19 protein-coding genes and 1 tRNA gene are annotated in these 22,595 nt (G+C 65.6%); 6 read left to right on the forward strand and 14 right to left on the reverse strand.

Annotated features, from left to right (window positions below):
• Positions 1–108: 108 nt before the first annotated feature.
• From parC to GGR33_RS10880, 6 genes are all read right to left on the reverse strand, one after another.
• Positions 109–2,367, reverse strand: coding sequence for a DNA topoisomerase IV subunit A (parC, locus tag GGR33_RS10855; protein WP_183504839.1), 2,259 nt, complete (start codon positions 2,365–2,367; stop codon positions 109–111).
• Between the two features lie 43 nt (positions 2,368–2,410).
• Positions 2,411–3,136, reverse strand: a complete 726-nt coding sequence (gene recO / locus GGR33_RS10860; protein ID WP_183504841.1) for a DNA repair protein RecO — start codon at positions 3,134–3,136, stop codon at positions 2,411–2,413.
• A gap of 49 nt (positions 3,137–3,185) precedes the next feature.
• Positions 3,186–3,332 (reverse strand): hypothetical protein, encoded by a 147-nt coding sequence (locus GGR33_RS10865; RefSeq protein ID WP_183504843.1) that lies wholly within the window; start codon positions 3,330–3,332, stop codon positions 3,186–3,188.
• A 291-nt stretch (positions 3,333–3,623) separates the two neighbouring features.
• Entirely contained in the window at positions 3,624–6,782 is a 3,159-nt protein-coding gene (locus GGR33_RS10870; protein ID WP_183504845.1) for a multidrug efflux RND transporter permease subunit, read from the reverse strand.
• A 15-nt stretch (positions 6,783–6,797) separates the two neighbouring features.
• The gene (locus GGR33_RS10875) at positions 6,798–7,988 is read right to left on the reverse strand and encodes an efflux RND transporter periplasmic adaptor subunit (protein WP_183505113.1); all 1,191 of its coding nucleotides are present in this window, start codon (positions 7,986–7,988) and stop codon (positions 6,798–6,800) included.
• Positions 7,989–8,373: 385 nt separating this feature from the next.
• Positions 8,374–8,730: a hypothetical protein gene (locus GGR33_RS10880; RefSeq protein ID WP_183504846.1), complete on the reverse strand. Its 357-nt coding sequence runs from the start codon at positions 8,728–8,730 to the stop codon at positions 8,374–8,376.
• A 259-nt stretch (positions 8,731–8,989) separates the two neighbouring features.
• On the opposite strand from GGR33_RS10880, the gene GGR33_RS10885 reads away from it, so the two are divergent.
• From GGR33_RS10885 to GGR33_RS10895, 3 genes are all read left to right on the forward strand, one after another.
• Entirely contained in the window at positions 8,990–9,544 is a 555-nt protein-coding gene (locus tag GGR33_RS10885) for a L,D-transpeptidase (protein WP_183505115.1), read from the forward strand.
• A 340-nt stretch (positions 9,545–9,884) separates the two neighbouring features.
• A complete protein-coding gene (locus GGR33_RS10890) occupies positions 9,885–12,077 on the forward strand; it encodes a putative bifunctional diguanylate cyclase/phosphodiesterase (protein ID WP_246412949.1) in 2,193 nt (730 codons plus the stop codon).
• Between the two features lie 110 nt (positions 12,078–12,187).
• Positions 12,188–12,988: a TSUP family transporter gene (locus GGR33_RS10895; protein ID WP_183504848.1), complete on the forward strand. Its 801-nt coding sequence runs from the start codon at positions 12,188–12,190 to the stop codon at positions 12,986–12,988.
• A gap of 59 nt (positions 12,989–13,047) precedes the next feature.
• On the opposite strand, the gene GGR33_RS10900 is transcribed toward GGR33_RS10895, so the two are convergent.
• Together GGR33_RS10900 and GGR33_RS10905 are read right to left on the reverse strand one after the other, a co-directional pair.
• On the reverse strand, positions 13,048–14,094 hold the full coding sequence (locus GGR33_RS10900) for a MaoC family dehydratase (RefSeq protein ID WP_183504850.1): 1,047 nt from the start codon (positions 14,092–14,094) through the stop codon (positions 13,048–13,050).
• 117 nt (positions 14,095–14,211) lie between these two features.
• Positions 14,212–14,502: a YggT family protein gene (locus tag GGR33_RS10905; protein ID WP_183504852.1), complete on the reverse strand. Its 291-nt coding sequence runs from the start codon at positions 14,500–14,502 to the stop codon at positions 14,212–14,214.
• 119 nt (positions 14,503–14,621) lie between these two features.
• Between GGR33_RS10905 and GGR33_RS10910 the strand changes: the two genes are divergently transcribed.
• Positions 14,622–14,697: transfer RNA gene (locus GGR33_RS10910), tRNA-Ala, on the forward strand.
• 810 nt (positions 14,698–15,507) lie between these two features.
• The gene (locus GGR33_RS10915; protein WP_183504854.1) at positions 15,508–15,756 is read left to right on the forward strand and encodes a hypothetical protein; all 249 of its coding nucleotides are present in this window, start codon (positions 15,508–15,510) and stop codon (positions 15,754–15,756) included.
• Between the two features lie 27 nt (positions 15,757–15,783).
• Here GGR33_RS10915 and GGR33_RS10920 read toward each other — a convergent pair whose 3' ends face one another.
• From GGR33_RS10920 to GGR33_RS10945, 6 genes are all read right to left on the reverse strand, one after another.
• A complete protein-coding gene (locus tag GGR33_RS10920) occupies positions 15,784–16,209 on the reverse strand; it encodes a GFA family protein (protein WP_183504857.1) in 426 nt (141 codons plus the stop codon).
• A gap of 125 nt (positions 16,210–16,334) precedes the next feature.
• Positions 16,335–17,570, reverse strand: a complete 1,236-nt coding sequence (locus GGR33_RS10925) for an MFS transporter (protein ID WP_183504859.1) — start codon at positions 17,568–17,570, stop codon at positions 16,335–16,337.
• 141 nt (positions 17,571–17,711) lie between these two features.
• On the reverse strand, positions 17,712–19,493 hold the full coding sequence (locus GGR33_RS10930) for a M23 family metallopeptidase (RefSeq protein ID WP_246412950.1): 1,782 nt from the start codon (positions 19,491–19,493) through the stop codon (positions 17,712–17,714).
• 301 nt (positions 19,494–19,794) lie between these two features.
• Positions 19,795–20,799 carry an inorganic phosphate transporter gene (locus GGR33_RS10935; protein WP_183504863.1) on the reverse strand — a complete coding sequence of 335 codons (1,005 nt, stop codon included), beginning with the start codon at positions 20,797–20,799 and terminating at the stop codon, positions 19,795–19,797.
• A 9-nt stretch (positions 20,800–20,808) separates the two neighbouring features.
• On the reverse strand, positions 20,809–21,453 hold the full coding sequence (locus GGR33_RS10940) for a DUF47 domain-containing protein (RefSeq protein ID WP_183504865.1): 645 nt from the start codon (positions 21,451–21,453) through the stop codon (positions 20,809–20,811).
• Positions 21,454–21,475: 22 nt separating this feature from the next.
• Positions 21,476–22,162: an MgtC/SapB family protein gene (locus GGR33_RS10945; RefSeq protein WP_183504867.1), complete on the reverse strand. Its 687-nt coding sequence runs from the start codon at positions 22,160–22,162 to the stop codon at positions 21,476–21,478.
• 118 nt (positions 22,163–22,280) lie between these two features.
• Between GGR33_RS10945 and GGR33_RS10950 the strand changes: the two genes are divergently transcribed.
• Positions 22,281–22,547, forward strand: a complete 267-nt coding sequence (locus GGR33_RS10950) for a PepSY domain-containing protein (protein ID WP_183504869.1) — start codon at positions 22,281–22,283, stop codon at positions 22,545–22,547.
• Positions 22,548–22,595: the final 48 nt, after the last annotated feature.

The following is a 22,595-nucleotide window of genomic DNA, read 5'->3' on the forward strand; positions in this document are numbered from 1 at the left end:
GGCGCCCCTCCGCGGTTCGCGTCCTGCCATGAACGAAGGCTTAACCGTTCATCGGACCGGGCCGCCGTGCTCGCTGGCACATGAGGCGGCCCGTCCGACGATCGATCGCTATTTTCCGAAGCGCTCGAACTTCGGAAAACTGCGCGTCATCAGAGTGCCGACCTCGGCGCGGTGTCCGAGCCACTTCTCCAGCACCTGCGCATTGGCGAGCCGTGCCGCGCCGCCAGCCTCGCGCCAGGGCAGGCCCTCGGTGAGCGAGAAGACGCAGCCATCCGTTAGCTCGCTCTGGCGGCAGCGCTGCAGCCGCACGCCCTTTCCACGGGCGAGTTCCGGAAGCTCAGTGATCGGGAAGACCAGCATCAGCTTCTCGGAATTGCAGACCGCAACGTGGCTGCCCTCCGCAGGAACGATGAACGCCGCCCTGGCGCCGTCGTCGAGGCCGAGAATACCCTTGCCCTTGCGGGTATTGGCGATCAGCGCGTCGGCCGGGGCGACGAAGCCGCGCCCGTCAGTCCCGGCGATGAGCAGCCGGCTCTCCGGCTTGTAGGGGAGGGCCGCGACGATCTCGGTGCCGTCGTCGAGATCGACCATCAAGCGGATCGGGTCGCCGAAGCCGCGGCCACCCGGCAGTTTCGAGGCATCCAGCGTAAAGACCTTGCCGTTGGAGGCGAGCACCAGCACCTTCGCCGTCGTCTCGCTCGGGAAGGCGACCTTCAGCGCGTCGTCGCCCTTGAAGGCGACACCCGACAGGTCGGCGACATGGCCCTTGAGCGCGCGGATCCAACCCTTCTGCGAGACGATCACCGTCACCGGCTCGCGCTCGACCATGGCAGCGGTGAAGTCGATGCCGGCGGTGTCGGGCGGGTTCTCCAGCGTCGTTCGGCGCTTGCCGATCTTGGTGTCGGGCCCGAAGGTCTTCTTCACCGCGCGGATCTGCTTGGTGATGTCGGCCCATTGCAGCTTCTCGGAGCCGAGAAGCTCGTCGATCCCGGCCTTCTCCTTGGTGAGGTCGTCGAATTCGCGCTTCAACTCCATCTCTTCGAGCTTGCGCAAGCTGCGCAGGCGCGTGTCGAGGATGGCGTTGGCCTGGAGTTCAGTGAGCTCGAAACGCTTCTGCAGCGCCGGCCTCGGCTCGTCCTCCTCGCGGATGATGCGGATCACCTCGTCGAGGTCGAGATAGACGATGAGCAGGCCGCCGAGGATTTCGAGGCGGCGGTCGATCTGCCCGAGACGGAAGGTCGAGCGGCGCTGCAGGACGACGCGGCGATGGTCGATCCATTCGCGCAGGCACTCGGCCAGCCCGATCACGCGCGGCACGAGGCCACCGACCAGGACGTTGAGGTTCAGCGGGATGCGCGCTTCCAGCTCGGTCAGCCGGAACAGCGATTCCATCAGCGTCACCGGGTCGACGCTGCGCGAGCGCGGCTCCAGCACCACGCGAACGTCCTCGGCCGATTCATCGCGCACGTCGGCGAGCAGCGGCAGCTTCTTCTCCTGAAGCAGCTCGGCCATCTTCTCGATGAGACGCGACTTCGGGATGCCGTAGGGGATCTCGGTGACGACGATGTTCCAGGTGCCGCGGCCGAGGTCTTCCTTCATCCAGCGGGCGCGCACGCGGAAACCACCGCGCCCGGTGCGGTAGGCCTCGCGGATCGACTCGCGGCTGTCGACGAGAATGCCGCCGGTCGGGAAATCTGGCCCCTGCACGCAGAGGTCACAGAGCTGCTCCGACGTCGCCTCGCGGTTCTGGATCAGGTAGAGCGCGGCATCGCACAGCTCGGCCGCGTTGTGAGGCGGGATCGAGGTCGCCATGCCGACCGCGATGCCCTGCGAGCCGTTCGCCAGCAGGTTCGGGAAGGCCGCCGGCAGGACGACCGGCTCTTCCTTCTCGCCGTTGTAGGAGGCGCGGAAATCGACCGTGTCCTCGTCGATCCCGTCGAGCAGCAGGCGCGCGACTTCCGTGAGCCGCGCCTCGGTGTAGCGGTAGGCGGCCGGCCCATCGCCGTCGATGTTTCCGAAATTGCCCTGGCCGTCGACCAGCGGATAGCGCTGCGCGAAATCCTGGCTGAGACGCACCAGCGCGTCGTAGATCGCCTGGTCGCCGTGCGGGTGGAAGTCACCCATCACGTCGCCGACGATCTTCGCGCATTTCTTGAACGCGGCCGTCGGATCGAGCCGCAGCAGGCGCATGCCGTAGAGGATGCGCCGATGCACCGGCTTCAGCCCGTCACGGGCATCCGGCAGCGCCCGGTGCATGATCGTGGAAAGCGCATAGGCGTAGTAGCGGTCCTCGAGCGCCGATTTCAGCTCGACGCTCTGGATGCCATCGTTGCCGTCACTACCCGGCGGCTCGAAAGCCTCGCCCATCCTTCACCCCAGTCGATGTTTCACATGGAACATAGCATGAACATCACGCCGTGGTCTCGCTCCCGGCGGCCATGAATCGTGCCCGTTCCTTGGCGGGCTGCAGCCCGCGTGGTTCCCAGATGTACTGGGCCAGGAAATAGCCGGTCAGGCGGAAGCCTTGTGCGATCTCCTCGTCACTCGGTACGCCGCTGCGGTCGCGTAGGAAAGCGGGAAGCTTGAGAAGACGATCGCGATAGGGCTCCCCAGCAGAGGCGCTGACCGCGCGTCCGGTCTTCGGCGAGACGTAGATCAGCGCGTCGTTGACGCCGGTGGCGGCGCAGTTCGAGAGGTCGAGGCCGAATCCCAGCTCGGTCAGCAGGGCCAGCTCGAAGCGCACCATCAGAGCCGGCGCGATGCTGCGATCGCCGAGATGCTCCACCAGCACTTGAGCCGCATCGTAGAGGCCGAGATGTGGGTCGCGCTCCGGCAGCAGTCGCAGCAGCGCGCCCATATGGCCGATGCCGTACAGGGCCAGCGCCGAACCCATCAGTCGCGAGGCGACGAGGCTCGCCGGCTCCACGGTGTAAGAGCCGAGCGACTCGTCGATCCGCGCGCGCCAGGTCGCGTGCAAAGTGTTGCCCGGCTGGAGCATCGGCTGCATCCGGCGCGAACGGCCGCCATGGACGAGGCCGAGATGGCGCCCGTGCTCTGCCGTCATGAGTTCGAGGATGACGCCCGTCTCGCCATGCTTGCGCAGGCCGATCACCAGGCCGTCGTCGGACCATTGCATCCGACGAGGCTTAGGGCCGCCAGCGGAAAAAGCCGAGAGGTACGAGGCCTCAGACGACGTGTCGCTTCAGCGCCACCGCGGCACGGCCCATTCCGACATGCTCCGCATCGGGATTGCGCAGTTCGCGCATACCCGGAGCGCGGCCCCCGAGGACGAACGCAACCAGCGTGAGCACCAGAAGAACCTTGTACCGCATGACCCTTATTTCCGCTCGGGAGGAGCGGCGGTCATAGGCTTGGCTTTACGCGATGGACTTGCGCTGGCGCACATGGATCGCTGCAGCGCACCATTCGGCCGCGGCATGGTTTATGAAAGGTTGAACCTGCGCGCGCGCCGGGCCGTCGCCCAGGCCGTTCGGAATTCGATCCTGCGGCCGCCGGACACACTTCCACGCTCGAGCCGATCCGGCCCGGTACCGCGGCCAAGAGACGAGGCGAGCCCTGCGAAGCATGGTGGAGTGGGCCGCCGGAGCGCCCACTCCCCGCCGTCACTCGGCAGGCACCGGATGCCCGGCAGGTGCCGGCTCGCCCTCAGCCTGCTCCCCAGCGGCAACCTCCTTCCGCTTGAACAGCCGCATCACCACCACGAAGAACACCGGCACGAAGAGCACGGCGAGCACGGTCGCCGAGATCATGCCGCCCATCACGCCGGTGCCGATGGCCTGCTGGCTCTTGGAGGCGGCGCCGCTCGCGATGGCCAGCGGCACCACACCGAAGATGAAGGCCAGCGAGGTCATCACGATGGGGCGGAAGCGCAGGCGTGCCGCCGTGATCGTCGCCTCGACGATCGAGGTGCCCGGCTTCCAGAGGTCCTTCGCGAACTCCACGATCAGGATCGCGTTCTTGGCCGAGAGGCCGATGATCGTGATGAGGCCGATCTTGAAATAGACGTCGTTCGGCATGCCGCGCAGATACACCGCCGCCACCGAGCCGATCACTCCGAGCGGGATCACCAGAAGCACCGAGAACGGGATCGCCCAGCTCTCGTAGAGCGCCGCGAGGCACAGGAAGACGATCAGCACCGAGAGCGCGAGCAGAAGCGTCGCTTGCGAGCCCGCTTCCTTCTCCTGCAGCGACTGGCCGGTCCAGGCATAGCCAAAGCCCTTCGGGAGGAAGGTCATCAGCCGTTCCATCTCTTTGATGGTGTCGCCGGAGGTGTAGCCGGGGGCCGGCTCGCCGGTGAAACGCACCGACTGGTAGCCGTTGAAGCCGACGATCTGCGCAGGCCCGACGTTCCATTTGAGGTCAGCGAAGGACGACATCGGCACCATGGTGCCCTGCGCGTTCTTCACCGCGTAGTTCAGCAGATCCGCCGCGCCGAGCCGCTGGAGGTCGTCCGACTGGACGATGACGCGCTGCATCTTCCCACGATTGGGGAAGTCGTTGACGTAGACCGAGCCGAGATTGACCTGGATCGTTTCGTTGATGTCCTCGAAGTTCACACCGAGGGCAGCCGCCTTCTCGCGATCAATGACGAGTTCCGCCTGCGGCGCCGGCGGCAAGCCCTCGATCTTCATCTTGACGAGGACCGGGCTTTTCTTGGCGAGAGACAGCAACTGGTCCTGCGCCGCGAGCAGGGCCGTGTAGCCCTTCTGCGCCCGATCCTGCAGCCGGAACGAGAAGCCGGCGGCGTTGCCGAGATTGTCGATCGGCGGCGGTTCCTGCGCGTCGAAGGCCGCGTCGCGATAGCCAGCCATCGCCTCGTTGGTGCCCTTCACGAGGTTCGCGGCGGACTGGCTCTTGTCGCGCTCTGACCAGGGCTTGAGCGTCACGAAGGCCTGGCTCGTCATCTGGCCCTGGCCCGAGAACGAGAAGCCGTTGATCATCGTCACCGTGGCGACGCCCGGCTGCGACATCAGGTGATCCTCGACCTTCTTCACCGCCGAGATGGTGCGGTTGTAGGACGAGCCCGGCGGCGTCTGGATGTCGACGGTGAAGAAGCCCTGGTCCTCCAGCGGCAGGAAGCCCTCGGGCATGCGCACGAAGGCGAAGCCGACGCCCGCGACCAGCGCGACGTAGATCAACATCACCCGGCCGGATTTCTTGATGAACCCGCCGACGCCGCGGCTGTAGCGCGCTGTCTCCCGGTCGACGAAGCGGTTGAACGCTCCGAAAATGCCACCCTTGGCGTGGCCATGGCCCTTTTCGATGGGCTTGAGCAGCGTGGCGCAGAGGGCAGGGGTCAGCGAGAGGGCAAGCAGCGCCGAGAAGGCGATGGAGGTCACCATCGCGATCGAGAACTGCCGGTAGATGATGCCCACGGAGCCGGGGAAGAACGCCATCGGGATGAACACCGCGATCAGCACCAGCGTGATGCCGATGATGGCGCCGGTGATCTGGCCCATCGCCTTCTTGGTGGCCTCCTTTGGCGGGAGGCCTTCCTCGTTCATGATGCGCTCGACGTTCTCCACGACGACGATGGCGTCGTCGACGAGGATGCCGATGGCGAGCACCATGCCGAACATCGTCAGCACGTTCACCGAGAAGCCGGCGAGCAGCATGACCGTACAGGTGCCGAGCAGCGCAATCGGCACGACGATGGTCGGGATGAGCGTGTAGCGGATGTTCTGCAGGAACACGAACATCACGATGAAGACGAGTACCACCGCTTCGACCAGCGTGTGCAGCACCTTCTCGATCGAGGCCTCGACCGCAGGCGTGATGTCGTAGGGAATGTCCCACTTCACCGTATCCGGGAAGAACTGGGACAGCTCGTTCATCTTCTTCCGGATGGCCTTGGCGGTCTCCATCGCGTTGCCGTCGGGCGCCAGCGTCACGGAGATGCCGGCCGCCGGACCGCCGTTGAGGCGGGTCGTGAACTTGTAGTCGTCGCCGCCGAGCTCGATGCGGGACACGTCGCGCAGGCGCACGTTCGAGCCGTCGGGATTGGCCCGGAGCACGATGGCACCAAAGGCCTCCGGCTCGGTCATCTGGCCCTTGACCACGATCGGGTAGTTGACCGCGTGGCTCTCGGGGCTCGGCTGCGCGCCGACGGCGCCGGAGGCGATCTGGACGTTCTGGCGGCCGATCGCCTTGGTGACATCGGCGGCATTCAGCGAGAGGCCGCGCAGCTTGTCCGGGTCGATCCAGATTCGGAGCGAGCGCTCGGTCGAGTAGAGCGTGGCGCGGCCGACGCCGGGAATGCGGCGGATCTCGTTGATGACGTTGCGGATCAGGAAGTCGCCGAGGCCGACCTCGTCGGTCTTCCCGTCGGTCGAGACCAGCGTGATGATGTTCAGCGTGGCGGCCGAGGCTTCCTCGACCAGGATGCCCTGCTGGCGCACTTCCGCCGGCAGGCGTGCCTCGACGCGCTTGAGGCGATTCTGGACCTCGACGCCCGCATAGCCAGGGTCGGTGCCAGGCCGGAAGTTCGCGGTGATCTCGATGACGCCAAAGCCGTCAGAAGCGGATTCGAAGCTGAGGATGTTGGCCGCGCCGTTCAGCTCGTCCTCGATCAGACGCGTCGTGCCGGTGTAGAGATTCTCGACCGAAGCACCGGGATACTGCGTGTTCAGCGCGATCGCGGGCGGGGCGATGATCGGATACTGCGCCACCGGCAATTGCGGGATCGCGAGTGCGCCGCCCAGCATGATGAAGAGCGCGACGACCCAGGCGAAGACCGGCCGGTCGATGAAGAAGCGAGCCATGGTATCTGCGCGTCCTCAGCGGGCCTGAGCGACGGGCTGGTTCGGCTTGTCGCCTGACGCGGTGTCCTTGTCGGAGGCGTCGGCATCGTGCGGCTTCTCGCCGGCAGGCGCCTCCGTCTTCCAGGGCAGCGGCTTCACCTTCATGCCGGCGACGATCTTCTGGAAGCCCTCGACCACGACGCTCTGCCCAGGCTCGAGACCGTCTCGCACGACCCAGTTGCCATCGACCACCGGCCCGACCTCGATCGGCTGGAGCATCACCTGGCCATCGGGCTTCACCAGCCAGACCTCGGGCTTGCCCTCGTTGGTGCGCTGGATTGCCTGCTGCGGCACCGCGATGCCGTCCGAGTCGATGCCCTGCTTGATCCGCGCGCGGACATACATGCCCGGGAAAAGCTCGTCGTGCGGGTTCGGGATCTGCACGCGCAGCGTCACCTGGCCGGTGCTCGGATCGGCGGTGACGTCCGAGAACAGGAGCCGGCCGGCCGAGCCATAGAGGCTGCCATCGTCCATGATCAGGTGCACGTTGGCGGAATCATGCGACAGGCGGGCGAGTTCGCCGCTGGCGAAGTCGCGGCGCAGCTTGTTCAGCTCGCCGACCGACTGGGTGATGTCGACATAGATCGGGTCGAGCTGCTGGATCGTGGCCAGCACCCCGGTGGCGCCGGATTCGATCAGCGTTCCCTCCGTGAGCAGCGCGCGGCCGATGCGGCCGGAGATCGGCGCGCGCACGTCGGTCCAGGACAGGTTGAGCCGGGCGCGGTCGCGCGTCGCCTTCGCGCCCGCGACCTCGGCCGCAGCCTGCTTCCGGCCGGCGTCGGCGGCGTCATATTGCGCCTGGCTCGCGGTGTTGCGCGCGAGCAGGGTCTCCAGCCGGTCGGCCTGCTGGGTCGCGAGCACTAGCGCGGCTTCGGTGCGGGCGAGTGCCGCCTCCGCACTGGCGAGTTCGACCTGATAGGGGGCCGGGTCGATCATGTAGAGGATGTCGCCCTCGCGCACCGCGCTGCCCTGCTCGAACAGGCGCTTGATGACGAGGCCCGAGACCCGCGAGCGCACCTCCGCGATCCGCATCGGCGCGACGCGGCCCGGCAGGTCGCGCAGGTAGGGAATCGGCTGCGCCTTCACCTTGATGACGCTGACTTCCGGCGGCGGCGTCGGAACGGGCGAACCAGCCTGCTTTTCGTTGCAGGCCGAGAGGGCGACCATCACGACGCTTGCAGCGAGCGTGGCGCTCCAGGTCCAGCCGCTGGGGGCGGCTCGGCGAGGGCTCTGGCGGGACGACGTCACGATGGGTTCGCTCCTGCGATACGCTCAGTGGGAGGCGCGCGGCCTCCACGAATCCGAATGGCCGAGACCCGCGGGAGGCGCTCCGAAGGAAGCGCGCGACGATCCGCGAGGCCGATATCTGGTTAGGCCCAGCCGTCGACGGTCGGGCGGGCGTTCGGAACGCGCCGTCGTCATGCGCCAACCGTGCCATCGTGGATGGAGCGGCCGGTATCGCAGAATGACGAGAGATCTTGGCGATCCCACGACGGCGTGGCCGGAGCACCCACGCCGGCCGTGAGGCCGAGGCAGGGTCCGCGCGACGGGATCAGACCCGTGGTGGCCGTTCGGGCAGGGAGAGTTCGGCCGAGACGAGGCCAGCGACGCCGTCCACCACGGGCTTGCGCGCGATCGCTTGCGGAACCGTGACACCGGCACCGCCGACCGGAAGACGGCCGTGCTCGAACGGGTTGTCGGCATCGGACGTGTTGCGGTCCGCGAAGACGGGCGGAGCCTGACGGTCGGAGCTGGAGATGGCGGCAGTCGTGCGGAAATCGCCCGCGGCGCCGAGGTTCGACGCGGAGGCGTCGACCAGAGCGAACAAGGCCGTCATCAGGAGACAGAGCAGGGCGAACAGCGCGCAGCAGGCCCGGCCCGTCCGTCTTGATAGGAGCGTAGCCGTCACGGGTCAGAACACTGGGGAGGATTCTTCCCCGGCGCAACCCGTTGCGACATTCTGCCCGAGCCATCGCCGATGGTTGCCGCAGAGCCCGATCGCTCCTGTCCGATGCGACGTTTCGCCGGGCTTGTTGCCGGAAGCGCACAGCGGCGCCTCCCTTCTGCCCCAACTCGGCTGGCATTCAAGGACGGCTTGCGCCGGCCTCGAAAGCGGCTGCGCGCCCCGGACCGACGAGGAGCACATCGGCATGAACCTTCGCCACACCATGGCATCCGCCGGCATCGCCGCGATGCTCTGCCTGGGCGCAGCGCCCGAAGCCAGCGCCAACCCGCTCGACAGCGGGCCGCTCGCCGACTTCATGAACATCTTCAAGACGCAGGCCATCCCGCGCGAGACCGTCGCATGGCGCGGCAAGGAGAAGCCCGGCACCGTCGTGGTCTCGACCCGTGAGCGCCGGCTCTATTACGTCCTGCGTGGCGGCGAAGCGGTCCGCTACGGCGTCGGCGTCGGCCGAGAGGGCTTCTCATGGTCGGGCGTGAAGTCCGTGACCATGAAGAAGGAATGGCCGGATTGGCGCCCGCCGCAGCAGATGCTCGCCCGCCGTCCCGATCTGCCGCGCTACATGGCCGGCGGCCAGGACAACCCCCTCGGTGCCCGCGCCATGTATCTCGGCTCGTCGCTCTACCGCATCCACGGCTCGAACGAGCCCGAGACGATGGGCGCGGCGGTCTCGTCAGGCTGCATCAGGATGACCAACAAGGACGTCGTCGACCTGTACGATCGCGTCCGCGTCGGCACCAAGGTGATCGTTCGGAACTGACCCCTCCGGCCCCGCGCGCATCCAGCGCGCGCGGGGCTCGTGGCACCCGTATCAAATCGTTTTGAAAAACGAATCGCTTTAGCTTCCAGAACCAGATCAGCGCTCACCATTTCTGGTATACCAAATACGCAAGAGCGGTCATCGAGCCGGACCGCGCAAGATCAGATCCGCCAATACTCAAGATAGGTGCTGATAAATCTTGAACACGGCGACGGATTAGAAGTGACGTCTTAACCATTTAAAAGTGTGCACCAGGGATTGTATCCCCGCCGACGATACGGCGAGGATTGCACCGGGCATGCTCGACGACGCCTCCGGACCGGGCTGTTCAGCCGGTCGGATGACAACCAAAGCATGCGGGTCGCCGCAGCGGCAGGAGCCGGATCACGCGTCCGTCGCGATGCCGGCTGCCGCCGACATGCCGCATGTGGACCGGCTGCTCGGGCTTGCCGCGGACATTGCCGACGCGCCGATCGCCGCGCTCTCCCTCGTCGGCGGCCGCCAATGGCTCAAGGGCTGCAGCGCGCTTCCCGATATCGACGGCTTCGCCCAGGCGCTGGGCAGCTGCCCGCGAGGGCTCGAACTCGACGGCGCGGTGATCGTCCACGACACGCTGGCCGATCCCGTCCGCTCAACGCATCGCCTCGTGTCGGGCGAACCCTCTTTGCGATTCTATGTCGGCATCCCGCTGATCGGTCAGAAGGGCGACATCCTCGGCTGGGTCTCGGTCGCCGACCGCGCGGCCCGCGGCGTCTTTTCGGGCCGTGCACGGGCACGGCTGAACCGCGTCGCACGGATCGTCGTCGAGATCCTCGAAGCGGAGGGGAGGGGCGCCTTCTACGACCAAGCCCACGGCTTCCTCAGCTCGACCCAATCGCCGTTGCTGATCTCCGACGGCGTCGGCGCGATCACCTTCGCGAACCCGGCCTGCGAGAGGATGCTCGGCTATCAGCCCGGCGCGATGCTCGGCCTCAACGTTCGGGCCATCGTGCCGGCACGGTTCCACGGCCCTCACACGGCCGGCATGGCCGCCATGGTGGCCGGCGGCACCCCGCGTCTCGCCGGCAAGACCGTCGAGGTCACCGCAGTGAAGCGGGATGGCGCCGAGATCCCCGTCGAGCTGTCGCTGTCGAGTTGGCGCAGCAGCGCCGGCATCGCCATCGGCGCCACGATCCGGGACATCTCGGAGCGCCGGAGCCGGGATGCCCGGCTGCTGCGTCTCGCCCACCAGGATCCGCGCTCGGGCCTGCCGAACCGCAACCGCGTCATCGAAGAGCTCACCGCCATCCAGGCGAGCGGCGGGGAGGCGACTGCCCTGGTGCTCGGCATCGAGGGACTGCGCGGCGCCAACGACAATCTCGGCCATGCCATCGGCGACGCGCTACTCGAAGCCCTCTGCGTCCGGCTGACCGCCCGCCTCGATCCCGGCGCCCTGTTGGCGCGCCTCCACAGCGACGAACTCGCGGTGATCCTGCGCGGACAAGCCGATCCCGCGGCGGCCCAGGACTGCGCTCAGGCCCTGGTCTCGGCCTTTGCGGAGCCGATCCAGGTGGGCGATCACCCCCTCCATGTCGGCGTGGCGATCGGCGCGGCCCTCGCGCCGATCCACGGGAGCGATCCCGAGGAAGTGCTGGCGAGCGCGGACCTTGCCCTGGACCGAGCGCGACGCGACGGCGGCCGCTGCTTCCGGCTGTTCGAACCCGCCATGCGCAGCGCGGAAGCCGCGCGCCGCAGCTTGCTCGACCGGCTGCGGATCGCGGTCGAGCGCCAGGAACTGGAACTGCACTACCAGCCCCAGGTCGACCTGGAGACGGGCCGCATCTGCGGCTGCGAGGCCCTGATGCGCTGGCGGGACCCCGAGCGCGGGCTGGTGATGCCGGGCGAGTTCCTGTCGGCCATCGAATCCAGCGTTCTCGCCCTGTCGATCGGCTGGTGGACGATCGACGAGGCCTGCCGCCAGACCGCGGCCTGGCGCGCCGCCGGGCTCCCGGCCATGCCCGTCGCGGTCAATCTCTTCGCCGCACAGTTGCGCGCCGGCACCCTCGAAGAGGTGGTCAAAGATGCCCTGGACAGGCACGGGCTCGCTCCCAAGGACATCGAGATCGAGGTCACCGAGACGATCGCGCTCCGGCCGGACGACCACATGCTGCGCCCCCTGCGCAATCTCAACGATAGCGGCGTCGGCATCGCCTTCGACGATTTCGGGACCGGCTTCGCCTCGCTGTCAATGCTCAAGAGCTTCCCGCTGACCAAGCTGAAGATCGACCGCAGCTTCGTGCGCGACATCCTCACCGACCCGTTCGATGCGGCGATCGTCAAAGGTCTGCTCGATATCGGCCGGGGGCTCGGACTGCACGTGATCGCCGAGGGGATCGAGACGGCCGAACAGGAGGCTGCTCTCCTCGCCATGGGCTGCCGCCTCGTCCAGGGCTTCCGCTACGGCAAGGGCCTGGAGCCGGCGGAGTTCGCGAACCGCCTGGCGGTCGATCAGACGGCATCGGCGAGCAAACGGACGCTGCGCAGGGCTTCCTGACGCGACACGGCGTTCCCGTCGCAGGCGACACGGTCTAAGGCAGGCGCGCCCTGCTTGGCCTGGAGTCTCGTCCCCGTGAACGTCGTCCCGTCACTTGATCGGCCCTGCGCATGATCGCCAGCGTCGATCCCGGCACGCTCGCCGGGCTGTTCGGAGTCGCCGTCGTGGCGGGCTGCTTCGATGCCATCGCCGGCGGGGGAGGGCTGTTGACGCTGCCCGCCTTGCTGCTGGCCGGCTTCGACCCGGTCAGCGCCATCGCCACCAACAAGCTCCAGAGCAGTGCCGGCTCGGTCTCGGCCAGCATCGCCTTCGCGCGCCGAGGCCTCATCCGCTGGCCGGAGGCGACCCCCGCCGCCATCGCCGCCGGAGCCGCCTCGGTGATCGGCGCGCTCTGCGTGAGCCTGCTGCCGCGCGGCGCCCTCGACGCGGCCGTGCCGGTCCTGCTCGTCGGCATCGCGCTGTACTTCGCCACGGCACGCCGCATCAGCAACGAGGACGCCACGGCCCGGATGACGCCGACGCTCTTCGCGATGACGCTGGCACCCGCTGTCGGCTTCTACGACGGGGTGTTCGGGCCCGGCGCCGGCTCCTTCTACATGATCGGCTTCGTCACACTGCTGGGATTGGGCGTGGTGCGCGCCACGGCGCATACCAAGCTGTCCAACGCGGCGAGCAATCTCGGCGGCCTCGCACTCTTCGCGGCCCAGGGCGTGGTCGTCTGGCCCGTGGGCCTCGCCATGGCCGTCGGTGCCTTCATCGGCGCGCAGGCCGGATCGGCGCTCGCAGTGAAGCTCGGAGCCCGCCTGATCCGCCCGCTCATCGTTGTCATCGCCTGCGCGATGGCCGTGCGCCTGCTCTCCAATCCGGCGAACCCGTTGCGGCTCGCCGTACTTGGCGCGCTCGGATTCTAGAGCATTGAATCGATTACGTTTTCTGCGTTTTGACGGGTGCCGTCAAAACGCAGCGTGATCTAGCGCGGGATGAAGGCCCAGTAGTCGAAGTCCAGGATCACGGCCGGATCGTAGCCATCGCCCTGGCGGTCGGGGAAATTGCCGCAGGGCTGGTTCTTCGTGGCGACGGTGCGCAGGCGCAGCGCGCCGACATCCGTGCGGCCCGGCAGTTCGGCCGTCTCCAGCACCTCGCTCCAGGCATAGACCGTGTCGCCCGCAAAGAGCGGCGCCACGTGGCGCCCGGCATTGATGCCGGCGAGCGCGAAGGCGTTGGCCAGGCCGTTGAAGCTCAGTGCGCGTGCCAGCGAGATGACGTGACCGCCATAGATCAGACGGCGGCCGAAGCGCGTCTCCTTCGTGGCGTGGGCATCGAAATGCACCTTCGCGGTGTTCTGGAACAGGCGCGTGGCGATCTGGTGCTCCGCCTCCTCGACCGTCATCCCGTCGACATGGTCGATGCGCTCGCCGGCGACGTAGTCCGAGAAGCGGTAGGGACTGCCGGCGAGGTCGACATCGTAGGCCTGTGCCGAGAGCGGCGGCAGCGAGTGAGCGAGGTCGGCCGGGTCGACCACCTTGGCGAGCTCGGGCACGCGCTCCTCGACGATCTTCGCCTCGGGATCGCGCTTCTTCACCAACACCCAGCGGCAATAGCTGAGCACGGTCTTGCCCGCGGAATCCGAGCCGGTGGAGCGCACGTAGACGACGCCGGTCTGCTTGTTGGAACTCTCCTTGAGTCCGATCACCTCGGAGACGGTGGAAAGCGTCTCGCCCGGATAGACCGGCCGATGGAAGCCGCCCTCCGCATAGCCGAGATTGGCCAGGGCGTTCAGCGAGATGTCCGGCACGGTCTTGCCGAAGACGACGTGGAAGCTCAGCAGGTCGTCGAGGGGGCTCGCCGGGTAGCCGATCGCCTTGGCGAAGGCATCGGAGGACTGCACCGCGAACCGGGGACCGTACAGCGCCGTGTAGAGCGCCACGTCACCGGTGGTGACGGTCCGCGGCGTCGCGTGGCGGATGGTCTCGCCGAGACGGAAATCCTCGAAGAAGCGGCCCGGATTGGTCTTCATGCGTCTCGTCGTCCTGGGAATTACGGCGCGCGGAGAGAGGCTTGCGTCGCGACGCTCTCATAGAACATCCGACCGGGGCGCTTTCTCCGGAAAAGTTGTGACGGGGCGTTCGCGCACTCAGTAGGCGAGCTGGATCACCAGATCGGTCACGAGCTTCTGCACGAAGAGCAGCAGCAGGATGAGGATCACCGGCGACACGTCCACGCCGCCGAGATTGGGCAGCAGCTTGCGGATCGGGCGCAGAACCGGCTCGGTCACCTGATACAGGAACTCGCCGATCTGGGAGACCACGGGGGAGCGCACATTCACCACGTTGAACGCGATGAGCCAGCTCAGCACGGCGCTCGCGATCAGGATGTAGATGTAGAGCTGGATGATGGTGTTGAAGAGCCAGAGAAGAGCGTTCATCCGAGGCTTGCTGACCCACGCGCCCGCACACCCGCAAAGGCACGTCCCAAGGGCGGCCAGGGGCTCTTGCGGCAATTGACAGTGCGACGCGCTCAAGCCTAAAAGGCCGGCGTCTCGATGGGGCTGTAGCTCAGATGGGAGAGCGCCGCAATCGCACTGCGGAGGTCAGCGGTTCGATCCCGCTCAGCTCCACCAGGCAGTCCAGCGGAAACAGCCTTCGCTCACTCCCTAGTCCAGAATTTCGAAGCTGACGGGCGGCTTGCCTAATGGGCCTGCGGTCTCACGGCGGGCTTCAGCCCACAGAACGCGCCGGTTCTGCAAGCAATGAATGCCGCCATTCTCGCTGAGAATGTTCAGATTTCCGCGAGCGGTGATTGCGACCGCTGGAGACAAGTTCGGTCATTCTGAGAGACGCGGTTCGTGCGCGCCTCTCGAATGGCGCAGCTAAAACCATGGCCGCAGCGCCAAGCGTTTCCGTCACGATGCTAGGCGGTGAGAGCGCCAGATCACGGCTACTGAGCACCCATTGCGACCGCTCAGCAGATCCTGGCATTTTCTCCGAAGCGGACGTCGGAGAAGTACAGCTTGTGGGTCGCAGTTGCACCATGAGCGGAAGTTGGCCACCTGCTTGAAAGCAGACGTTCCGCGTCCGACCCAACCAAGTCGTTCACGCGCAGCTGCGCGCTTCTCGAAAGCGGACGGCGCAACGGCGATAAATCCGGCAGCAGTGCGCCCAGCTAATTCGTTCTGGCCCTCAGTCGGCCAACTCTCGATCGGTTCTGATCGGGTGTAGCTGTTTCGCGTCCATATCAGCCGTCGGACAACATTTGGGCGAACAAAGTGCCCCGCAGCCCTGAGGCCAGCGGGGCAAAGTGGCTTTGGGAGGTGCCACAGCCTTGGAGAAACTGCGGCCGCCGCACCTAAGCTGACGTGTGGAACTGAGCAAGTCGCCCTTGGTCTAAGCGGCCGTTCGCCTGCTATGCGCGCTGGAGTCGTTGAACTTTCATGCAAGTCCGTCATCCAGGGGAGATGCCGCACTTAACCTGCCGCAAGGCGTATCTCGTCACGTCAGTCAACGCGGAGGGCTGCCATGGCCCCGTCTATGCGATTGTGACGAGCGATCCCTCCGAAGCGGTCGATGCCGTTGCTGCGTCTTTAGGCATCGAAGCAGATCGTCTATCTTTTGCGGGATTTTTGTCTCGCCGAATGGCTCATCACCTCGGTCTGAAGCCAAATGAAGTGAGGCTGATCTGATCTGCGCTGCCCAATCACCGTCGACAGTCAATCAGATGCGATGAAGCGGAGTGTGCCGGCCCGGCGTGTCGGCTTGCCAGTATCACTAGTGTGATTGATGCCATCCATGACAGGCACCTCCGCGAAATCAAACGGACTTACTCCCTTCAGGCAAGCCACGTTTACGGCATAAAGGTTCTGGTCCGATCGCCTCTGATGGTGCGTATAGATCCCGCAACGAGAACAGAAGAAGTGATGCACCGACCCGGTGTGAAACCGGTAGCTCGTCAAAACGTCCTCGCCGTGGCGGACTTTGATCCCGCCGATCTCGGCCATTGCAACGACCGCGCCCCGCATGCGGCAGAAGGAGCACGTACAGCGGCGGATGGATTCGAAGCCGTCGCTGAGCACCACTTCGAACCGTACCGCGCCGCAATGGCACCGACCGCTCAAAACACGCTTGTCGTCCGCCATGACCCTCACGCCTCCTGTTACAGTCACTGCCTTGTCTGGTCTGGACGGGGGCCAGTTGCTTGAGTTGGACCGCGTGTCACCGGGCGCAGAGCTTTTGTGCCGGTCGCAGATCTATCAGCCCTTCATTAAGTCTTCGATGGCACCGTGGATTTGGAGAGACGCGGCGACAGGGCCAGCATGAGAGGGATCACGGCGAGAGCCGTGGCTGCTGAAGCTGTTGCCGCCCAGTGCGGACCGAAGGCGTCCCCGAGTTGGCCGTAGAGAAGCGGAGATGCCAACGCACTTCCTCCGAGGCTGAAGGTGTAGAACAGTGCAAAGGCATGCTCGACCCGGCCCCCTGGGGCCAGTTCCGGGACGGTCCCGTACAGCACGGAGGACGTCCCGTTCAGCATGACCCCGATCAAGGGCAGCAGGAACAGCACCGACCCAAGCGGAAGGACAATCGCAGCGAGGACCGTTACCGCCGTACCGGTTTCGGTGAACAGAACAGTGCGGGTGACACCCACCCGATCGCCGAGCCAGCCGCAGGCGGCTTTGCCCAATGCCCCCCCGACAAAGACCGACGACAATGCCAGCCCTACCGTCGTCAGGGCTGCGCCCTTCTCCTGAAGAAGAAACGGCAAGTAGAGCAGAAACGCAGGACGAGCGGAGTTGTCGAGAACGCCGATAGCCACCAGAAGTCCGAACCCCAATCGCCCTTTTTGATGATGGCCTTCAGGCTGCACTGCTTGTGTTGCGTCTACGCGCATCCGATGCTGAGACGAACGATCGGTCGGCAGGAGATACGCGACAACGAGTGCTATGACGAAGCCCAGTCCGGCAATCAGCCATAGGGCGGACCGCCAGTGCCACACGGTGAGCAGGTAGCCGATCAAAGGAGGCACGATCGCTTTGCCAACATCTCCTGCGAAGTTGTACGTGCCGAGCGGGCCGCGGGCGGATCGTCCATAGGTACGAGCAATCAAGGACGACGCGAGTGGATGCTGGGTGCTGCTACCGGCACCGCCGAGCGCCAAAGCGGCGCACAGAGCTAACAGACCGCCCGAGGCACCGGCGAACGCATATCCTGCCCCGCTTACCAGCGTGCCGAGCACGAGGACGTTGCGGGCACCGAGCGACCTCGCGAGCAGCGTCGATGGAACCTGAAGCGCCGCAAGCGTCCCGCTGTAAAGTGTCCGCAGCAACGCCAATGTCGCGTAGCCGAGAGCGAACTCTTGCTGCCAGATCGGCAGCAAAACGTAGATCAGATCGGTATAGCCATCGTGAAGTGCGTGGTTGATGCCGGCTGCATATAAGACCCGTCGAGACTTCGAGCCGAGTGGTTCCGCATCGGCGGCGATCAAGTGTGTAGCTACAGGCATTGGGTGTCCGAGCACCTTTCGAACACATCATGAAGCGTGCAGATGACGCATACAAACGACTTTAAGTCCCCTTATGAGTGAGGGAAACTCACGTATGCGCGTGGGGGAGGTCGAAGCGCTAGCGTTGGGTCAACGCCATTTTCAAAGCGGAGATGCGGATGCCGCCATGGTGTCGTGATGGCGGATCGAGTTGGTGGCGACGACTTGGTGCTGGAACGATGATTTGAACGCGTCGGGCACGCCGTGGCTGTCGGGCAGACGGATCGACATCGGGTCGAGGAAGCGTCCGTTGACGCTGACCTCGTAATGGACGTGCGGCCCTGTCGAGAGCCCGGTCGATCCCATGTAGGCGACGACCTGCCCCTGCCGCACGGTCGCGCCAACCTTCACGCTGTGCGAGAATCGCTGAAGATGGTTGTAGGCCGTCGCGTATCCGTTGGCATGCCGGATCTCGATGCGGTTCCCGTAACCGCCTCGTCGCTTAGCGAACACAACTGTACCGTTACCTGTCGCCATGATCGGCGTGCCCGCCTTGTTGGCCCAGTCGATACCGTTGTGGAAACGCGCATAGTGCAGAATCGGATGGATGCGCGTGCCGAAGGGCGATGTCACCCGGCCTTCTGCGATCGGCATACGCAGAAGGAAACGTCGAAGCGATCCGCCTTCCTCGTTGAAGTAGCTGACGGCGCCGGTATCAGGCTCCTCGAAGCGATAGGCCCGGTGCTTCACGCCATCGATCGTCAGCGAAACGTAGAGCAGCTCAGCCTGACCTCCGTCTTTGTCAGCGGGGCTAAGCAGCACTTCTAGGCGGTCGGTGGACTTGACCGGCCGCTTCATGTCCGTGCCGTAGACGAAGATGCCGACGATATGCTCGGCGACCTCGCGGGAAAGCCCGTTGCGTAGCACGGCCTCATAGATGCCGTTGTAGAGGTTGGCGGCCCCGTCGTCGCCATCGCTGGTCGGCTCGGCCAACCGGACGGCACCTACGGGCGGCGCGACCGCGACGAAGCCCCCGGCATCACGTTCGGCGACGATCTCCTCCACGCCGTCAACACCGTAGAGCGTCACGCGGGAGATCCTCGCCGTCGCTGCGCCGCTGCCTCCGCGCATGAGCAGGAGGCTCAGGTGCTGCCCCTCGGACAGCCCGGTACGGGCGTGCTCGTCGAGAGCGGCGAGGATGGAACCGACGCGCGCCGGATCAGCGCCATTCGTCGCAAGAGCTTGCGCGAGCGTCTGATCGTGCTGGAGAATGACGTCGCGGGTTTCGGTGACGCTTGCATGCGCGGCCGCCTCGACCTTGACGAGGGCCGTCACGTTCTCGGGGATCACATGGACCTCGATGGAACGGAACGGGTCCGAGCCATCGGCATCCTCAGCCGTACCTTGGTCCGACGACGCGCCCAAGGCCATCGACAGGAGGCGTTGCGGCGCAAGCGGGCCTGGCATTCGTGGTTCCGCAAGCTTGGTGAAGTCGCGTTCCGCCTCGACGAGCGCCGTCATGCCGTCTTCGCCCATGGCGATGGCATCGTCGTCGATCTGTTCGTCGTTGAGGTCCGTGCGCTTGATAGTGATGGCGGTATCGGCGCCATCGTCGTCGAACTCGTTGCCACCTGACACCACTGTGTCGTCGGCGAGCTGCCGGGTCGGATCGAAGGCCGGGATGTCCGCGGCGTCGCCGTCACCCGACCCTAGGCTTGCGATCAGGCGGACGAGGGGCTGCACACGGACGATTTCTCGCGAACCGACCTGGCGGGTGATCGGAGCCGTGAACTCTTCCTTGTCAGATGCCACGAGTTGGCGTCGCAGGAGCCGGTCGCCGCGTTTTGCGCCTTCGTCTGGTCGATCCTCGGTACGGCTGGCATGGCTCACCGGTCGCGATGCGACCAGGTCCGCGTCGAAGGACAGCCGAAGGGCCGCCGCCATCAGGCCCGAGCCACAGGCCGCGATCAAGACGCTGGCGCCAAACCAACGAAGGTTGAGACGCCTGCGATCGGGTGGCGCCTCTCCCAGAAAAAGGGCTGCGTAGGGATCGTCAGATGGGGATCGCGGCTGGACAGGCGGTTGGTCTTTCAACGGTTGCCGCACTCTCATCGTACCCGAACTCGTCATGGCCAAGCTTGTGGCTTCGTGGGCGAGTGCGGCCCGAATGAGGCTACCGAAAGCAGAAGTATGCCCGTTAGCCTGCGCGGTGATTTCGAGCCGGGCTGAACCCTGGCCGCGACACCTAGAACGCGCGGGTCAAGGCATAACATCCGGCGGCGATCGCAGCTGCAGCCGGCAGCGTCACGACCCAGGCAACGACGATGTTGCTGGCCACGCCCCAACGTACCGCCGAGGTGCGCCGGGCCGCACCCACTCCGACGATCGCGCCCGTGATGGTATGGGTGGTCGAAACCGGCACCCCAAGCCATGTCGCCAGGAAGAGGGTCAGTGCACCTCCGGTCTCGGCGCAGAAGCCCTGCATGGGCTTCAACTGCGTGATCCGCGAGCCCATCGTGTGGACGATCCGCCATCCGCCCATCAGGGTCCCGAGCGCCATGGCCGCCTGGCAGGACAGCACAACCCAAAGCGGCACGTGGAATTCGCCGCCGGAATGGCCTTGCGTGAACAACAGCACCGCGATGATGCCCATGGTCTTCTGGGCGTCGTTTCCGCCGTGCCCAAGCGAGTAGAGCGACGCCGAGGCGAACTGCAGCACGCGGAAGGTGCGGTCGACGGCAAAGGGCGTCTGCCGGACGAAGGTCCAGGTCACGGCAAGCACCAGGACCATCGCCAGCACGAAGCCGAGCAGTGGTGAGAGCACGATCGCGGCGGCCGTCTTGGCAAGTCCGCTCCACACCACCGCTCCGGGTCCGGCCTTCGCGACACCTGCCCCGACCAGGCCGCCGATTAGCGCATGCGAGGAACTCGACGGGATGCCGAGCACCCAGGTGATGACGTTCCAAGCAATCGCGCCGACCAGTGCGGCAAAGATCACCGTCGGCGTGACCGTGCCGGCATCGATGATCCCAGTGCCGAGGGTCGTGGCGACATGCAGCCCGAAGAACAGGAAAGCGATGAAGTTGAAGAAGGCTGCCCAGAACACGGCGTAGCGTGGGCGTAGCACGCGGGTTGAGACGATGGTCGCGATCGAATTCGCCGCGTCGTGAAGCCCGTTTAGGAAGTCGAACAGCAGGGCGATGCCGATCAATCCGACCAACAGCGGCAGCGCGAGGGGAGCGGTTTCCACGGCGGCCCCTCAAACATTCTCGACGACGATGCCGCTGATCTCGTTCGCCACGTCCTCGAACCGGTCGACCACCTTCTCCAGGCCGTCATAGATCTCGCGGCCGATCATATAGGCCATCGGATCGCTGTGGCCCTTCGCCAGATACAGCGCGCGTAACCCCTGCTCCTGCAGTTCGTCCGAGCGTCCTTCTACCCTGGTGATTGCCTCGGTCAGTTCACCGAGCCTGCTCGCATTGGTTCCAACCGCGCTCAAGAGAGGCACCGCCTCCGCGGTCAATCGAGCCGCCTCGACGACCGTACCGCCCATCTCACGCATCAAGGGTTCGAAGGATCGCACTTCGTAGAGCGCAACGATCTTCGCAACTTTGTTCATCTGGTCGATGGCGTCGTCCATCGACTGGATCAAATCCTGGATATCGTTTCGGTCGAACGGCGTGATGAAGCTGCGGCGAAGGGCTTGCAGCACCTCCCGAGTAATCTCGTCCGCCTTCTGCTCTTCGGCAATGACGACACGAGCGTGCGTCTCGACCGCATCGCCCCCGGCAAGCATGCCATTCAAAGCCTCCGATCCAGCGATGAGGGTGGTCGCGTGTTGGGAGAATAGATCGAAAAACCCGTCCTCTCGCGGCATGAGAGATCGGAACCAGCTCAGCATCCTGCTCTCCTGCACCGCTCATTTACGACTTGGCCGGATCGATCTCGTCAACGCTGAGAACCGCTGGATTGTCCCGCAGGCGCTGCGCGATGGAAGACACGCTTTGTCTCGACAATCGTACGAAGGACACGGTGACTTCCTCGACGTCCGGATCGGCTCCGGGGCGCACAACGAATTGGCGGATCCGTGAAGACCGCTCTCGTGTCGCCTCTTGGAGCGTATCGATCGTCATCGAACCCCGTCTCACCGAGAGGGAGAGTTCGCGTGTCTGCATGCGGCCCCTCCAATGCTCTTCCAGAGGTTTAACGCCGGCCAGGATGCCGAGGACGAGGATCGTCGTGGCGATCGCCGCAACATAGAGGCCGCCTCCGACGGCCAGGCCGATCGCAGCCACTGCCCAGAGGCTTGCAGCCGTTGTCAGCCCCTTCACGACCTCGCCGCGCAGGAGGATCGTGCCCGCGCCGAGAAAACCGATGCCGGAGACGACCTGGGCAGCGACGCGGGACGGGTCCAACACGACTGCCGGCTGACCAAGCACGTCGCCGAAGCCGAACGCCGACACCATCATGATGAGACACGAGCCGACGCAAACTAGCATGTGGGTGCGAAGGCCGGCCGCCCATAGCAACCGTTCACGCTCGAAGCCGATGGCGCCGCCCATGATCGCGGCCAATGCCAAACGCGTGATCAGCTCCGCATGTCCCAGCATGGCGTCCTATGGCGTTCCGTTCGGCCCCAGAGCCGAGCGTGACTTTCGGGATGGTCCTATCCAGCCCCAGCCCTAAGTTAGCATCGTTCACTTAGTCGGCAACGGAACGGAGGGACGGATGAGAAAGATCGCAGCGATCGCATTGTTGATATCGATGGGTCTGGTGGGTCCTGCCATGGCCAAAAAGGACAAGCCGGGTCCGGACTGGATCCCCGCCGACCAAGTTACGCAGAAGCTCAAGGACGCTGGCTATAGCAGCATCACAGAGCTCGAAGCGGACGATGGCCACTGGGAAGGCGAAGGCCTCAAGAATGGTGTGAAGATGGAGTTTCACGTTGACCCGAAGACCGGGGCGATCACCAAGGAAAAGCCGGACAAGGACTGATGCAGTCCGAAGTGTCGGTCCGGCGACCGGTGAAATCGCAGGTGCGGT

Origin of the sequence: Methylobacterium brachythecii, from assembly GCF_014196345.1 — a bacterium.
Classification (GTDB): Bacteria; Pseudomonadota; Alphaproteobacteria; order Rhizobiales; family Beijerinckiaceae; genus Methylobacterium; species Methylobacterium brachythecii.